Genomic DNA, 14871 nt, shown 5'->3' with positions numbered 1-14871 from the left:
GGGCCCGGTCGGTGTCGGAAGGGGCGGCTTTGGGGAGAGGCGGAGCGCGGTCAGGGGGCCGCGGTGCGGTCGGGGCCGTCCGGGGGCGACTGGCGGACGGCGTTGGCGTGGACGGCGGTGCGGAAGTACGGGGCGAGGCCGGGGCGCTGTTCGGTGGGCGGGACGAGCAGGGCGAAGGCGCGGGGGTCGGCGGCGACGTCGTCGGCGATCCGGCCGTGCATGGCGGTGGGGCAGGGGGTGAACCACCGGGCCAGGTGCCGGCGGTGTTCCTCGGCGAGGTCCATGGCCCGCTCGCCGTCCGGCGGTGCGCCGGCGTCGAAGGCGGCGGTCAGCCGGGCCCGCCAGTCGGCGGCCTCGGCCATGATCTGCGCCCAGTCCTCCTTGGAGTGGGTGGCGGCGCGGGCCATCGAGCGCCGGTAGCCGTCGCTGTGCCGCCACTTCAGGTCGGCCTCGGTGGCGTACGTCAGGTCGAAGGCGATCTCCCCGAAGACCTCGAAGCGCTCCTCGGGGGTCAGCCGGACACCGGTCTGCTGAACCTCCATGGCCTGTTCGGCGACCTCGACCAGGCGCCGGAGCCGGGGGATCTCCTCGGTGAGCCGGCGGTGCCGGGTGCGCGGCTGGTCGAGGGCGTTGGCCTGGGGGGCCGCCAGGATGGCGGCGATTTCGTCGAGCGGGAAGCCGAGCTCCCGGTGGAAGAGGATCTGCTGGAGCCGGGCCAGGTCGGCGTCGCTGTAGGCGGTAGCCGGCGGGGCTGCGGTCGCCGGGGGAGAGCAGACCGGTCCTGTCGTAGTGGTGCAGGGTGCGGACGGTGATCCCGGCGAAGGCGGAGACCTGGCCTACCGAATATCCCACGGGAGCGCCTTTCGGAGGGGGCGGGTGCGCGGGCCGGCCGGTCGGAGGGGGTGGCGTTTCGGCTGGTGGGAGGGGATGACACGGCACGGTTCCCGCTGCGGATCAGGGTGTGGCCTGACGTTGGGTGAGGGGCAAGCGGCGCGGGTGAGGAGGGCGGGCTCCGGCGGAGGGGCGCCGGATCGGGGCGACCGCCGTTACATTTGTCGGGAAACAGGCATTCGCTACTGTGTGCGGATTACTGTGCCCCTCCGTGCACACAGCGTGCACGGGGGCGCCGACCCGCCCGTCGTCCGTCCGGCTGCCCGAGGAGTCCGCAGGAATCGGTGAGAAGCAACTCGTGAGACCCGTGCGTGAGAAGCGACTCGTGCGACCCGCCAGATCAGCGACCGCGACCGTCCGCACCACCGGTGCCGTCGCGGCGGGCGCCGTGCTCCTGGTCTCCGGGTGCGCGGGGCCGGACGGGCTGCTGCGGGACGAGGGGCCGGCCGCGACGCGCTCGACCCGCGCCGGCTCGGTCTACGCGGCGGACGGCACCGGCCGCCCGCTCCAGCGCCCCGACTCCCTCCCGCTGGGCGAAACCGCTTGGCTGACCGGGCTGCGCTGGACGTCGTGGGGCGGGCCGACGGCGCTGGCCAGCGGCGGGCTCAGCGCGGACTGGTGCGCGCCCGAGTGCTTCCGCAGGCCGTACGACGTGAAGGTGACGCTGAGCGGGCTCCAGCGGCTGCCGGACTTCGCGTACTACTCCAGCGCCGGGGTCGTGGCGCCCCGGGTGCACGGGGAGCGGGCCGCCGGGCTGGGGCGGGTGAGTCTGCGTCTGCCGGAGTTCTAGGGCCTGACATCCATCGGACAGACCCTGGGGGAGAGCTGGGCACGGGACCGGGGCAGCGGAACGCCGTAGGCAGTGACCGGGAGGAAGGAGGCAGGAACGGATGGGGCTGCGCGCCAAGATCGGTATCGCGATCGCCGCCACCGCCGCGGTGGTCGCGGTCCTCGTCGGCCTGCTCGTCCACCACCACACCGTCAACGCCCAGCTCGACCTGGCCGGGCACGCCCTCGACAGCCGGCTTCAGACCACCGTCCAGGACCGTGCGGCCGGGATCGACACCGGGCGCGGGCTGATCAACCCCACGGACCTGCCCCGGCCGCTGCGGGCGCTGGTCGAGCGCGGCCGGCGGGGCGTCTACCTCGAACTGGGCGGCCGTACACCGTACTTGTGGGCGGCCGGCAGGCTGGGCCCGGACATCGTCGCACTCAAGCGCCCCTATCTGCGCGAACAGGAGACGGTACGGGCACTGGACCGGATGCTGTGGATCGCCGGGGCGGCCGGAACCGGCCTGGGCTGCGTCGTCGGTCTGCTGGTCGCGCACCGGCTGGGCCGGCGGCTGACCGCGTCCGCGGCCACCGCCCAGCGGATCGCCGAGGGCGATCTGCGCGCGCGGCTGCCGCGGGACGGCAAGGACGAGATCGCGCAGCTCACCTCGGCGGTGAACACCATGGCCGACGCGCTGGGCGCCCGGCTCCAGGCCGAGCGCGACGTCACCGCGAACATCGCCCACGAGCTGCGGACCCCGGTCGCCGGGCTGGTCACCGCGGCCGGGCTGCTGCCGCCGTCCCGGCCGACCGAGATGGTCCAGGAGCGGGCCGAGCGCGTACGGGGGCTGATGGAGGACGTGCTGGAGGTGGCCCGGCTCGACGCGCGTACCGAGGAGGCGGACCGGGAGATACGGCCGCTGGGGGAGCTGGCGCGGCGGGCGGTGGCGGCGTGCGCCGGGGCGTCGGGGGAGGCGGGTGGCTCCGGAGGCGCGAAGGACGGGGCGGTGCGGGTGCGGGTACTGGCGGACGGGCTGGTGGAGACCGATCCCCGGCGGGTGGAGCGGATTCTGGTCAATCTGGTCAGCAACGCCCGGCGGCACGGCGCCGCGCCGGTGACCGTCGAGGTCGACGGCGGGGTGGTACGGGTGCGGGACGCCGGTCCCGGTTTCCCCGAGGTGCTGCTGACGCACGGCCCGCAGCGGTTCCGTACCGGCGGCGGCCGGGGCGGGCCGGGGCTGGGCCTGGGGCTGACGATCGCGGCCGGGCAGGCGCGGGTGCTGGGCGCCGGGCTGGGCTTCGCCAACCCGGCCGGCGGTGGCGCCGAGGCCACGGTCGATCTCCGGGGGGCGCTGCGGACCGAGCGGGCGGCCGAGGAGCCGGCGGCGGACTGACGGAGTGCGAGGAGCCGGCGGCGGGCTGACGGGGCGCGCGGCCGGGTGGGTCGCTCACCCCGCTCACACGTCCGGAAAGCGGTCCGCCAGCGCGGAGTTGACCAGCGCCTGGACGTCCTCGCGGTCCAGGCCCTCGGCGCGGGCCCGGTCAACCCAGGAGCGCAGTTCCGCGCGCAGCCGGGCGTCGGCGGCGGACTCGGGGCGGGCCAGGGTGCGGCTGACGAACGTGCCGAGGCCGGGCCGCGGTTCCACCAGGCCCTCGCGTTCCAGCTCGCGGTACGCCTTGAGGGTCGTGTTCGGGTTGACCTTGGTCGTGGCGGCGACCTGTGCGGCCGTGGGCAGCCGGTCGCCCTCCACCAGGATGCCCAGCCGCAGGGCCTGTTGGACCTGCTGGACGATCTGGAGGTAGGTGGCGACGCCGCTGCGGCGGTCTATCCGGAACTCCACGGCGCTCACCACCTCTCTGCCGCTGTGCTGCTGTCGGGCCCGTCGACCGCTTGATGATCGGGCCGCCCGCTCCGGGTGTCAAAGCGCTCCGGCGGGCGTGCCGGGCGGCGGTTCAGAGGGGCCGCCGGTGGGCCTGCCACACGACGAACGCCAGGACCACGGCCGTCGCCGCCAGCAGGATGCCCGCGCCGCGCCACTGCATCCCCGCCATCTGCCCGAAGTCGAAGTACTGGGTCACACGGTTGACGATGCCCAACTTGGCCCGGCAGGCGGCCTCGTCGGCGTGCACACAGGTGCCGAAGCCGTAGAGCCTGCCGTCCGCGGTGGCCACCCAGTCGTCGAACCGCGCGCTGGCGGGCGGCAGATGGGGGCCGTCGCCGTTGTAGGGGTAGGTGAGGCTGAGCGGGGTGGCGAGGCGGGGGCGGAGCCGGGACCACAGCACGTCGGTCGCGTACCAGAGGACGACGGTGGCCGCCATCGCCGGCACCACCCGCTTGAGCAGCATGCCCAGGGCGATACCGCAGGCCGTCAGGAACAGGGTCCGGGCGACCGGGACCGGACCGGTGGCGTCGAACGGGCCGCCGACCAACCAGTCGCCGAAGTCCGCCAGTTGGTGGACGGGCATCCACAGCCACTGGAAGGTGACCGAGAGGGCGGTGACGCACACCGTCGTGACGGCCAGCGGGAGGGCGAGCGTGGTGGCGAGCCACCGAGCGCGGCTGACGGACTGGGTGGTGACCAGCGGCAGCGTGCCGTGCTCCCGTTCGGCGGCGATCAGGGGGGCGCCGAGGAAGACGCCGATCAGGACCGGGGCGCCCTGGAGGAGCCCGATGCCGTAGGAGAACGTCCTGCCGAACGTGCGCCGGAACTCCTCCGACAGCTCGCCCTTGGCGTCCGGGGTGGCGCCGTTGGCGTGCACGAAGTCCATGACGCCGATGCGCTGGTAGGCGAAGACGGCGCAGGCGGCGGCGCTGATCAGGACGCAGGCGAGCAGGGCGGTGCGGTGGCGGCGGTAGACGACCCAGGCGGTGCCGTGCAGCAGGCCGCGGCCGGCGGCGTGGGGTCCGGTCTCGTGGCGGGCGGTCTCGCGCACGCCGGTGTCGGTGGTCGCGCTGGTCGTGTCGCTCATTCGGTTGTCTCCTGCCGGTCGGTGGTGCGGGCCTCGTCCGCGATCAGGGTGGGGGCGCCGGGGGAGCGCAGATAGGCCAGGAGGACCTCCTCCAGGCTCGGCGACAGGGCCTCCCAGTCGGCGTCCCAGCTGTCGGAGAGCGGGCCGTCGGTGCGTATCAGGGCGCTGAACTGCCGTCCGCCGACGCGGGATTCGACGACCGTGTGGCGGGCCCGCAGCTCCTCGGGGACGGCGCCGTCGACGGCCTTGCCGGTCACCAGGGTGTGCCCGGGCACCAGGTCGTCGGTCGCGCCGGCCATCCGCAGCCGGCCCTCGGCGAGGACGAGGAGGTAGTCGCACATCTCCTCCATCTCGGCGAGCATGTGGGACGACATCAGGACGGTCGTGCCGTGCTCGGCGGCCTCGGCCATCAGCAGCCCGGACAGCTCGTGCCGGGCGAGCGGGTCCAGGTCGGACATCGGCTCGTCGAGGAGCAGCAGCGCGGGGCGCTTGCCGAAGGCGAGCGCGAAGGCGACGCGGGTGCGCTGGCCGCCGGAGAGGGTGCCGACGCGGGCGTCGAGCGGCACCTTGCCGGCGCGGACGATGCGCTCGGCGACGGCCTGGTCCCAGCGGGGGTTCAGCTCGCGGCCCAGGCGCAGCGTCTCGGCGACGGTGAAGCGCGGGTAGAGCGGCTTGTCCTGGGCGAGGAAGGCGACCCGCTCCAGGACGGCGGGGTCGGTGACCGGGACGCCGAACAGCTTCACGGTGCCCGCGGTCGGTCGCACCAGGCGGGTCGCGATGCCGAGGAAGGTGCTCTTGCCGGCGCCGTTGGGTCCCACGAGGGCGCAGACGCGGCCGGCGGGAAGCCGGAAGGAGCAGTCCCGCAGCGCCCAGCCGCGACGGTACTTCTTCGCCAGGCCCTCGGCCTCGATCGCCCATGGTCCGGTGCGTGTGCTCGGGTCGGCCACTCGGATCCCCCCTTTAGCTAATGGATTAGTGGAATGGGTATGGAGTATGGGGAGGTGGGCGTGGCCGTGTCAAAAACGGGTGGGGCCGGGGCGGGCGTGCCGGAGGGGCGTGACGGGCGTGCAGCATGCCGAGGGCGGGTGGCGACCGTGGCCGCCACCCGTGGGCTGCGCCGTGGACGTGCCGCGGGGTGTGTGCGGGCCCGGCTCTACAGTGTCTTCGCCATGCAGCGGCTCGACTCGTAGCCGCGGTAGTAGCCGAACTTCCGCACCATCGCGTAGCCGCTGGAGGCGTACAGGGCGATCGCCTCGGGCTGCTCGCTGCCGGTCTCCAGGACCATCCGGGTCCGGCCGGCGGCGCGGGCGTCCGCCTCAAGGGTGGCGAGGATCCGCCGGGCCAGACCGCGACCGCGGGCCTCGGGGATCACGAACATCCGCTTGATCTCGGCGTCGCCGGGTGCGTACCCCTCGCCGGTGTCCTCCTGGACGCGCCAGCCGCCGGTGGCCAGCGGCCGGCCGGACTCGTACGCGATCAGGTAGATGCCGTTGGGCGGGGTGAACATATGGGGGTCGAGCGGGGTGAGGTCGCCGTCGCCGTAGCGCAGGACGTACTCCTGCTGGACCTCCTCGTCGAGCCGGACCGCGTCGGGGTGGTCGTAGCGGACGGGGCGTATCTCCATTCCAGGAATCGTACGGGCGGAATCGCACGGATGTCCGGGCGGGTGGCGGGACGGCGCCGGCGGGTGGGTATCGTGCCGGAATGCTCACCGTGACCTCGGTCAATGTGCGCAAGCACTCTCCCCGTGATCCTGGACATACGGCGGCGCCCCCGGCGGAGCCCCTCCGCCGGGGGCGCTGACGCACGTCAGTGCACCTAAAGGGGCCACCACCGCCGGGCGGGGCGCGTTGTTTCGGTCGGGGCGGTGGGTCACATGATGTAAACGGTGCGTCCACAGCTGCCGCACCTGAATCCGCCATTGCCCTGGTTCTCCATGAGCTTTCCGCAGCACATGGGTTCGCTTTCTTTTCTGGATGAGCGGTCAGGCCGTGAGCGGGGGATGAGGGTGCTTCCAGCGGAGCGCCGCGTTCTCACCACCGAGCCAATAGCTTCGTTGATCGCTGGTGATCTGCTGGCCGCCGATCCAATAGGCGTGTGCCTCTGGGGTGATGGCGATTCGGACGGAGGTGATGTCGGGTTTGCCGGCGTCGTGCCAGGCGGTCAGTGTGTTTTCGATGGCGTCCCAGATAGCGGCGGGGCCGCCTTGGCGGACGGTCCAGTGGTCTCCGTCGGTGGTGAGGGCGGCGAACGCTTCCCGGTTGGTGTCGAACAGGTACACCGTCTCTCGGCTGTCGCTGACGGCGCGCACGAGCTGTGCGCCGGGGGCGGCGAGCTGGGCCAGGAAGGCGGGCATCCACTCGTTCAGCGTGTCGGGGGACAGGCTGGTTTTCCGCTCTGTGTCGGCGTAGGCCGCGCGGGCGGCGAGGTCTCCGGAGAGGGGGACGGCGGCTTCTGCTCGGGCGGGCATGAAGGAGCTACGGCCGATGATGCGGCCCTCGGCGGTCCCGTCGTCTTTGACGGTGAGTTTGGCCAGGCCGGTGCCGTAGGTCCAGGAGCTGGGGCCGAGGGTGGCCAGGATGATGCCGCCGGGCTTGGTCTGGCGTACCCAGGCGTAGGGGATGCGGCGGAGGGCGCAGGTGGCGATGGTGCGGTCGTAGGGGGCCCGGCGGGGGTGGCCGAGGAGGCCGTCGCCGGTGACGGTCCAGGTGGAGTAGCCGGCGGCTTCTAGGGCGTCGTCCGCGCGCTGGGCCACGTCGGGGTCTACTTCCACGCTGGTGACGTTGTCCTCTCCCAGGCGGTGGCAGAGGAGGGCGGTGGAGTAGCCGGTGCCGGTGCCGATTTCCAGGACGGTCATGCCGTCTTCCACGTCCAGGGCTTCGCTCATGCCGACGACGGTGGAGGGCATTGTGGAGGACGAGGTGGGAAAGCCGGTGATGGGCCCGGTTGCTTTGTCGGCGGTCAGGTGACCGTCGATCTGGGTCACCCAGGTTTCGTTTTGGTAGACGAGGGTCAGCCACTCGTCCGCATCGGCGTCCGGGCTCACGGGGGTGTACTCGTGGCCGCGGGGGCCGGGGGCGTCTTTGAAGAAGGACCGGAGAAAGAGTTCCCGGGGGACTTCTTCGACGGCGTTGCGCCACGCGGCGGTCTTCAGGACGCCGCCGTGCGCGAGGTCGTTGGCCAGGTTGTGGCGGAGGGCGGTGGAGTCGGGTGCAGTCACTGTGTGGCTCCTTGCTCCAGGAAGTCAGCGAAGGCTGCGGCGATGGGTAGTCCGGTCTTGTCTTCCAACCAACCCCATTGGCCGTTGGGGTTCAGCTCCAGCCAGTGGAGGTCACCGTCAGGGGTGACGCACAGGTCGAAGCTGCCGGAGGCTAATCCGAAGTGGTCCAGGTGGGCGCTCAGGGCCCGTTCCACGTCGGTGGGGAGGGGCATGGGGGTGTATGTCAGGGCGCTGTAGTCCGCGCGCCAGTCCAACAGGTTGGAGTCGATCCGGACTGCGAACACCTTTTGGCCGACGACGACCACCCGCACGTCCGCGATCTTGGGCACCTGCGCCTGGAACAGGTGTGGGGTTACGGTCACGCGCTCGTCCACTTCGTCGGCGGTGACAGGTTCGGTCCATGTCGTCAGGCCCACGCCGTCGTTTCGGCGGTAGGGGGTCCAGCGGAGCGTCTTGAAGATCACGGGTCCGTGTTCGGTGATGAACTCCCGGATCGTTGCCAGGTCGTTGGAGATCAGGGTGGGCGGAACGGTCAGGCCCAGCCGTTGGGCAACAGCTAGTTGAAGGGGTTTGTGTTCGGCCGCCCGGTTGCTCAACGGGTGATTGACGTAGCGGCAGTTTGGCAGGGCGTAGAGCGTGCCGCCGAGTTCGTGACGGACCTGTGCTTCCGCGTAGCGGGCGTCCGGGGCGTCCAGGTGATCGAAGTGAGGCCAGGTGGGGCGACGCCAGTACATGGCTCGTACCCCCTCCAGGGTGGTGGTCCTGGAGGGGGTACGGAGGGTGCCGGCCGGAGTGGCCGGGCCGGCCGTGCTGGCGCCGAACCGGGCTGACAGTGAGAGACGGTCGCCGATGTCGGAGGGGTCGAACCGCACGACGGGGACACCGCGCTTGTTCAGTGCGGTGATCACCATGTCGGCGGTTACGTCGTCCACTTCGGTGACGACCGCGACCGGTTCAGCGTCGCTCATCAGTCTTGCTCGTCGTCCTGGTCGGAGTCGCTGTCGTTGCGGCTGTCGAGGTTGGTGGACTGGGGGCTGGTCTCGGTGCCCTTGGCGGTTCCGTGCTTGCCCATCTCCACGACGCCGCCTCGTGCGTCCCGGAACACGGTGGTCTGCGTGGTCGGGTCAAGTTCGGCGGTGGAGTACCCGGGCTGGTGAACGCTGGGGTAGGGGCGGAGTCGGCTGATTCCCCAGGGGACGACGCGCGGGTTTTCCGGTGCAGTGACCTGCATGGCTTCCCTTCCTGTTGTGAAGCGCTGTGCGCTTCCGCGTTCTTCCTAGTGGGATTGCTGGCCCGCGTCAGAGCCAAGATCCGGCCACTGACGCGGGGGTGTGGGGGCGCGCCTGCCAGGCGAGCCGCAAGGCGGGAATCTGTGCGGTCGCCCGGCGCTGACCACGGGGTCACCGGGCGACCGCGTTGCAGTCCCCTCTTCGCCCCGGACCGTTGAAGAGAAAGACAAAAAACAACGGGACTGGGGCGACGGGGCTTGAGAGCCCACTGCGGGAAGTGCGCCCGGCGGTGCAGCGCCGGGGGTCTATTGGGGAGTTGACGCTGCCACAACTTCTTCCCACCCAGGCCGGGGGACGCCATAGCGGTTCAGCACCCGGTTGACGGAGTGGGAGATTACCCAGGCTCGTGCGGGGGTGATCTCGCCCTCCAAGAGCATGCGGGGTAGATAGTTGCCGACGCGGTAAAGCGCCTCCAGCGTTTCCGAACTTGCCTTGCGGACGACGTCCCGCTCTGTCGTGATGTTGCTCATATCTATCATCCCGGTCATAGCCGGCCGGTAGCCGCGAGGATCGCGACGAACATCGTCGTTCCCCACACCACCCAGGGCGAATGCTTCGCCGATGAACCAACCATCAGCGCCTTCTTTGGCTTTGCCGTGTCTCATCTTGCTGCCTCCTTATGCGTGTCGTGCCGCTGGGGGGCACATTCGACCGTGGGGCGTGTGAGGGTCAGCACAACGTGTTCCCCAGACGGTTTTCCAGCGTCAGTCGGGCATGCATGGCTTCCCGCTGGGTGGCGCGACGGTAGGTGGTGGTGTGCCACGGCTCGCCGCCCTCCGGAGGGCGGAGCGTCACCGTCTGGCCGTCCCAACCGACGGTCTCGCCCACGCGGTCTGTTGACGTGTCGGCGACCCATTCGTGGAGACCGGGCGCCCATACCGGCGCGCTGTCCACCCGGGCTACGAACTGGCTGTGCTGCGGTGCGTTGGTGTCGCGCGGCGCGCCCTCTTCAGCACGCACCGTGCAGGCACGGATGGTCATAGCTCCCTGCCTCTCCGTAGTGCTTCCACTAACGGGGAGGTTCAGCGTGGCCTACAGTCGGTGCACCCATCAACTAGGGAAACGCGATTGCTGAGTTGAGGTTGACCATGGTGAACCGCAAGGAGTTGGACCCCGAAGCGTCGCCCGGTGCCCGCTTCGGGGAGCGTTTGCGCAGGTTACGGGACGAACACGGTTGGACGCAGGATGAATTGGGCGAGCGTATCGGGTGCACTGGTGCGCATGTTTCTGCCGTCGAAACTGGGCGGAGGCCACCAACTCAGCGGTTTGCGATAGGCGCTGACAAGGCTCTTGGGACCGGCGACTTGTTCGAGCGTGAGTGGCGCCAGATCAAGCACGGCAGCCTGTTGGAGGGGTTCCCGGAGTACGTCAGGCACGAGAGCCAGGCCGCAGAGATCCGACTCTTTGAAATGGGCGTAATCCCCGGCCCGCTTCAGACACGGGAGTACGCGGAAGCTCTAGAGGCCGTCAACGTACAGAGAGGGGACCTCACTGCCGAGCAGGCAGCCGAGCGGGTGGACTTCTTGATAGAGCGGCAAACTGCGCTTGTCCGTCCCCAGGCTCCTTTGGTGATTGTGGTTCTGGATGAAAGCTGCATCCGAAGGCCGGTCGGAGGCCCCGCAGTTATGGAGCGCCAGTTGGCCCGTCTGATCGCGTTCGCCGAGCAGCCGAACACGTCGCTACAGGTGGCCCCGTTCACCATGGGGGAGCGACAGCCGTTCCGCCGGGTGGTGCACCTGCTCACGCTGGCTGACCGGTCCGTGGTCTCCTACGTCGAGTCGCAGACTCAAGGCCACCTAGACCGCGAACTCGCCTCCGTATTGGCGCTGGTGAGGGCCTACCATCAACTACAGACCGAAGCGCTCTCTCAAGCGGATTCCGTTGCCATGATTGAGCAGGCACGAAAGGGCATCCCGTGACGACCGAACCCCTCAACTGGATCAAGTCCTCCTACAGCGGTGGCAACGGTGGTACCTGCGTCGAATGGGCACCGGAGCACGCGGCGACCACAGGCGAGGTACTGGTCCGGGACAGCAAGGACCCGCACAGGTCCGCGCTGGTGTTCCCGGCGGGCGCCTGGTCCTCGTTCGTGACGAACGTCAAGGACCAGCACCGGGACGTGTAGCCCGTGCTATCCCCGACCGGTTCGGCCGGGACGAGGACGGGACCCCCGGCCTGCTGCGACCGGGCCGGGGCGCCTTCTTTATGAGGGGTGCTGTCAGTGGGCGGCTGTGGCCTGCCAGACGGTGACGAGTAGGCCGACGACGGCGACCAGGGCGGCGATGCTGGGTAGGGGTCAGCGGGCCCGTTCGAGGCTGTCGAGGCGCTGTTCGTGGTCGGCGAGTTGTCGGTCGGTCTGGTCGGAGCGCTGGACGAGGAGGGCGAGGGAGCCGTCGACGCGGGCGAATCCCTTGTCGAGGCGCCTCGGAGTCGTTCGAGTTCGAGGGCGACGTCGACAGGGTCGCGGTCGGTCACGCGCCGCCTCCGCCGTCCTTGCGGGCGAGGGCGCGCAGCTCGACGTCGGCCGGCGGGTGGGTGCGCAGCCACGCGGGCATGAGCGCCTGGACTCCGGGCAGGGCCATTACTCGGGCGAGGCCGCCGGCGACGGCGAGGGCGCCGGCGACCCATGGCAGGGTGGCGGGGATGCCGGATGCGTCGACGATGGCGGCAGGAGAACGGCGAGGGCGACGGTGGTCTGCACGACGGTGCGGATGGTGCGCCGGGTGGCGTCGGTCATGGGTGGTACCTCATTTCGTGGGAAGTGGGGGAGTAGGTCAGCCGGCCCGTGCGGGCCGCCTGAGGTGGCCAGACCTTGGGGACCTTGAGGGCGTCCCACTGGCGGGGGCCGGGCCAGCCGTCGCAGTACGCAAGCGCGTCGCCGAGGTGCTGCTGCCACTTGCGGAACGACATACGGCCAGTGGTAGTCCACTGGGGGCCGGGTCCGGAGTCGTAGGCCGAGTAGCCCACTTCGACCAGGCGGCGGCCCATGGCGGTCACGATCGGCGACCGTGGGTACGACTTGAAGAAGTCGTCCCCGGGGAACGGCTCGTACCGCGGGGGCGGGGCCGGCTTGCCGGGCATCGTGAGGGACTGGCCCGGCTTGATCACGTACGGCTCCCGTAGCCCGTTCGCCGCCGCGATCTCCTTCCACGGCACGCCATGCGCCCGGCCGATCGCCGACAGGGTGTCGCTGGCCTTGACCGTGTAAGAGTCGCCGGTGCCCTCGTGGTTCAGGCGGCGGTCGATGCGGTCACGCATCGTGGCCCTGCTGAACCCGTGGGGGGCGATCTTGGTGTTCGTCCACTCCTTGTGGCCGATCACGGACGCGGCCGACCATCCATAGGCGCGGCACAGGGCCGCGCCGACGCGCTCGATCGCATCGAGCTGGGCCTCGGGCCACGGGTCCGAGCCGTTGCCCAGGTTCACGCACTCGAACCCGTAGAAGTGGGTGTTGCCATCGGTGTTGTTGTCAGTGGTGGTCGGCAGGGTGTGCTCGGGGACCACGGCGTTCAGCACGTCGCCGTCGCCGCGGCCTGCGTGGTTGGCTCGACCGGAGCTGATCAGGTAGACGTCACCGTTCTTGGCGATCACGCCATGGCACAGCGGGCCGGGAAGTTCGGCGTACCCGTCGTAGCAAAGGCGCACCGATGAATCGATGCCGCTGCTCACGGTGTGGTGGATCATCACGCCGTTGATCGGGCCGAACGCGCCCTTGTGGTTGCGGTTATGGGAGTGCCAGTCGCCGTACTCAATGACGTTGACGCCCTCGCCGCGCAGCGCGGCGGCGAGTCGATCGGCGGACAGGGGTGTTGCCATGGGGGTTCTCCAGAAATGAAAAACGCCCGGTGCGGTGTGCTCGGGCGTGCAATAGGGAATTTGGGTGGCAGTCAGATAGGTGCGTTGGTCTTGCTGTTCAGGAAGCCGACGATGCTGCGCCCGCGTTTGGCTGGCGGTGCTGCGGCGAGTGCCTGGCCGGAGGCCCCAGCCCGGTCCAGCATTGCGGCGGCTTCAGCGTGGGCCAAGGCCCAGGCCGACAGTGTGCTGTCGGCTCGGTAGCGGCCTCGGGCGTAGAGACGTGCAGAAAGGGGTTCGTCTTCCGGAACCGGCGTTCAGGTTCCACGGACCACGGTCACGATTTCTCAAATCGTGAAGAAGCCCGGCCGTGAGGGGTGGGCACGTTGGGCGTAACCCCAGGGATTTAGGGAAGCACCGGATGGCGTAGCTGTCGCTGAGGGTCCCATGGGTATCGCTAGTGATTGGTGCTCGCTCCCCATGCGCTGCACATGGCAGTCGGTGTGCCACTCCGATGGCAGAATTCTCACATTGAAGGGAACGGATCCATGACGACTCAACTCGTCCGTGTTCAGCCTGAATTCCAGGTTGCCAAGTTCGAAGAGAAGGCTCAAGTCAGCACAACTGACCTCGTCATCGAGAGCGAAGTTCGTTTCGACCGCTCGATCGCAAGGAACGCGAATGACGAATATATCGTTGAGGTGAGCCTGAAGGGCTTTAACCTTGAGTTCCGGAATAATAACGACACGCCCAAGGAGTATTCCTTGGGGCGCGAGGAGGTCAGGGTAGAAGTCGTTAGCGTGAATGGTCGGAAAGTTAAGGTGAAGTTGGTGGCAAAGCTTCGTCCGCGGGACGCGGGGCCTGGCTTCCATTTCCGCGCCAGTGGACAGGCTCTTGTCTGGGCGTTGACTACGGTCTAGCGCACATCGCCTGCTCTGCGGACATGCGCGGACCTCTGACCTCGCGACCCAGGTCAGATGTGGGCGAGAGCCATGATCGGAATGTCGTGGTCGGTGAGCACGCCCGCGTCCCCCTGGTTCAACTTGGCGGGGGTGTTGGACTGGGAGTTGAGGTACCAGGCGCGGGCGAACGGCGTACCGAAGAACCAGTTGGCGGCGACGGGGGCCTCGTTCTGCACGTGGTAGAACGCGTAATCCGCCCCTCCGCCCGTGGTCAGTACCCATGTCAGCCAGTAGCGGCCGAGCGCGAGGGTGACCGTCGAGGGCATGGCGATCGGCGTCGCCCCGATGTGGTTGTTGACCATCTGTGGCGGGCTGCCAGCCGTCTGCCCCGGCCATGCCGAGACTGACCGGGGCTGCTGTGCTGGTGACCTTCGTCCCGTCCTCGCGATAGATGTCCGCAGCGTACCGGTTGGTGGGCACGCCCCCGTATCCCCGGGCGAACATGATCACTCGGTTGGCCTGGGTCGGCTCCGTGATGTTGATGCCGCACAAGTAAAGCCGCTGGGGCACAAGGTACTTCGCCACGGGATTGGCAACCGTGTATGGGTCGCACGTCCATGCCTGAAAGCCTTGTGCCTGCGGCGTCCAAACGTTGCGGGCGCCGCCGCTTGCCGGCGGAAGCTGCGCGGCGGGCACTCGCCCGTCGGAGTCCAAGGTGGCAATGCCGTGCGGGGCGCCGGCCGCGGTGGCGGGGATCGCGCCGACGTCGGCGGGACCGAGGGTGATCTCGGTCTGTGCGTGGCCATTGATGGACTGCACCAGGCCCGGGGCACCGTCACGTCCGGGGGCGCCGGGCGGGCCCTGCTCACCGCGCTCCCCGCGAGGCCCCGTTTCGCCCCGCGGTCCGGTCTCACCCGGCGGGCCTGGCACGGTGCTGTCGAAGCGCGGAGGTCAAGGGCGCGGAGCCCTGCGCTTGGTTGCTGTTGATGGTCGCGCCGCGGGACTGCCAGGCGTTGGCCTGCTCGGTGGCGTCCAC

Annotated in this window: 16 protein-coding genes and 3 pseudogenes; 5 read left to right on the top strand and 14 right to left on the bottom strand. The window is 69.9% G+C overall.

The window, feature by feature from the left end:
- Positions 1-50: 50 nt before the first annotated feature.
- Positions 51-852 (bottom strand): annotated as a pseudogene (locus tag RZ84_RS14775) (MerR family transcriptional regulator).
- Between the two features lie 364 nt (positions 853-1216).
- On the opposite strand from RZ84_RS14775, the gene RZ84_RS14770 reads away from it, so the two are divergent.
- Together RZ84_RS14770 and RZ84_RS14765 are read left to right on the top strand one after the other, a co-directional pair.
- Positions 1217-1681 carry a hypothetical protein gene (locus RZ84_RS14770; RefSeq protein ID WP_157878815.1) on the top strand — a complete coding sequence of 155 codons (465 nt, stop codon included), beginning with the start codon at positions 1217-1219 and terminating at the stop codon, positions 1679-1681.
- 100 nt (positions 1682-1781) lie between these two features.
- Positions 1782-3056 carry a sensor histidine kinase gene (locus tag RZ84_RS14765; RefSeq protein WP_052229943.1) on the top strand — a complete coding sequence of 425 codons (1275 nt, stop codon included), beginning with the start codon at positions 1782-1784 and terminating at the stop codon, positions 3054-3056.
- 63 nt (positions 3057-3119) lie between these two features.
- Here the strand turns inward: RZ84_RS14765 and RZ84_RS14760 are convergent, their stop codons facing one another.
- The 9 genes from RZ84_RS14760 to RZ84_RS14725 form a co-directional block, all read right to left on the bottom strand.
- The gene (locus RZ84_RS14760) at positions 3120-3515 is read right to left on the bottom strand and encodes a GntR family transcriptional regulator (RefSeq protein ID WP_043264718.1); all 396 of its coding nucleotides are present in this window, start codon (positions 3513-3515) and stop codon (positions 3120-3122) included.
- 100 nt (positions 3516-3615) lie between these two features.
- Positions 3616-4632, bottom strand: coding sequence for an ABC transporter permease subunit (locus RZ84_RS14755; protein ID WP_241777707.1), 1017 nt, complete (start codon positions 4630-4632; stop codon positions 3616-3618).
- Positions 4629-5579, bottom strand: a complete 951-nt coding sequence (locus tag RZ84_RS14750) for an ABC transporter ATP-binding protein (RefSeq protein ID WP_043264717.1) — start codon at positions 5577-5579, stop codon at positions 4629-4631. The genes RZ84_RS14755 and RZ84_RS14750 overlap by 4 nt, the downstream gene beginning before the upstream one ends.
- 206 nt (positions 5580-5785) lie before the next feature.
- Positions 5786-6256: a GNAT family N-acetyltransferase gene (locus RZ84_RS14745; RefSeq protein WP_043264716.1), complete on the bottom strand. Its 471-nt coding sequence runs from the start codon at positions 6254-6256 to the stop codon at positions 5786-5788.
- Between the two features lie 360 nt (positions 6257-6616).
- Positions 6617-7852 carry an ATP-grasp peptide maturase system methyltransferase gene (gene tgmC / locus RZ84_RS14740; protein ID WP_043264715.1) on the bottom strand — a complete coding sequence of 412 codons (1236 nt, stop codon included), beginning with the start codon at positions 7850-7852 and terminating at the stop codon, positions 6617-6619.
- On the bottom strand, positions 7849-8820 hold the full coding sequence (gene tgmB, locus RZ84_RS14735) for an ATP-grasp ribosomal peptide maturase (protein WP_043264714.1): 972 nt from the start codon (positions 8818-8820) through the stop codon (positions 7849-7851). Before tgmB ends, tgmC begins: the two co-directional genes overlap by 4 nt.
- Entirely contained in the window at positions 8820-9083 is a 264-nt protein-coding gene (tgmA, locus tag RZ84_RS14730) for a putative ATP-grasp-modified RiPP (RefSeq protein ID WP_043264713.1), read from the bottom strand. The genes tgmB and tgmA overlap by 1 nt, the downstream gene beginning before the upstream one ends.
- A gap of 303 nt (positions 9084-9386) precedes the next feature.
- Entirely contained in the window at positions 9387-9746 is a 360-nt protein-coding gene (locus RZ84_RS38920; RefSeq protein ID WP_157878814.1) for a hypothetical protein, read from the bottom strand.
- 64 nt (positions 9747-9810) lie between these two features.
- Positions 9811-10122 carry a hypothetical protein gene (locus RZ84_RS14725; protein ID WP_043264712.1) on the bottom strand — a complete coding sequence of 104 codons (312 nt, stop codon included), beginning with the start codon at positions 10120-10122 and terminating at the stop codon, positions 9811-9813.
- Between the two features lie 107 nt (positions 10123-10229).
- Here RZ84_RS14725 and RZ84_RS14720 point away from each other — a divergent pair, with 107 nt between their 5' ends.
- The gene (locus tag RZ84_RS14720; protein WP_043269909.1) at positions 10230-11060 is read left to right on the top strand and encodes a helix-turn-helix domain-containing protein; all 831 of its coding nucleotides are present in this window, start codon (positions 10230-10232) and stop codon (positions 11058-11060) included.
- Entirely contained in the window at positions 11057-11266 is a 210-nt protein-coding gene (locus RZ84_RS14715) for a DUF397 domain-containing protein (protein WP_043264711.1), read from the top strand. The genes RZ84_RS14720 and RZ84_RS14715 overlap by 4 nt, the downstream gene beginning before the upstream one ends.
- 93 nt (positions 11267-11359) lie before the next feature.
- Here the strand turns inward: RZ84_RS14715 and RZ84_RS41075 are convergent.
- The 3 genes and pseudogenes from RZ84_RS41075 to RZ84_RS36560 all read right to left on the bottom strand — a co-directional run bounded on the left by RZ84_RS41075 (position 11360) and on the right by RZ84_RS36560 (position 12957).
- A pseudogene (locus RZ84_RS41075) lies at positions 11360-11616 on the bottom strand (hypothetical protein).
- Positions 11613-11878: pseudogene (locus RZ84_RS36565) on the bottom strand (hypothetical protein). Before RZ84_RS36565 ends, RZ84_RS41075 begins: the two co-directional pseudogenes overlap by 4 nt.
- Positions 11875-12957: a peptidoglycan-binding protein gene (locus RZ84_RS36560; protein WP_078893762.1), complete on the bottom strand. Its 1083-nt coding sequence runs from the start codon at positions 12955-12957 to the stop codon at positions 11875-11877. Before RZ84_RS36560 ends, RZ84_RS36565 begins: the two are co-directional and overlap by 4 nt.
- Positions 12958-13481: 524 nt before the next feature.
- Here RZ84_RS36560 and RZ84_RS39745 point away from each other — a divergent pair.
- Positions 13482-13853, top strand: a complete 372-nt coding sequence (locus RZ84_RS39745) for a hypothetical protein (protein WP_043264710.1) — start codon at positions 13482-13484, stop codon at positions 13851-13853.
- Positions 13854-13906: 53 nt separating this feature from the next.
- Here RZ84_RS39745 and RZ84_RS39740 read toward each other — a convergent pair whose 3' ends face one another.
- Positions 13907-14197 (bottom strand): hypothetical protein, encoded by a 291-nt coding sequence (locus RZ84_RS39740; RefSeq protein WP_043264709.1) that lies wholly within the window; start codon positions 14195-14197, stop codon positions 13907-13909.
- Between the last annotated feature and the right edge of the window lie 674 nt (positions 14198-14871).

The organism is Streptomyces sp. CT34, from assembly GCF_000805335.1.
In the GTDB taxonomy this organism is placed as follows: domain Bacteria; phylum Actinomycetota; class Actinomycetes; order Streptomycetales; family Streptomycetaceae; genus Streptomyces.
This window is presented reverse-complemented; position numbering and strand designations above follow the sequence as displayed.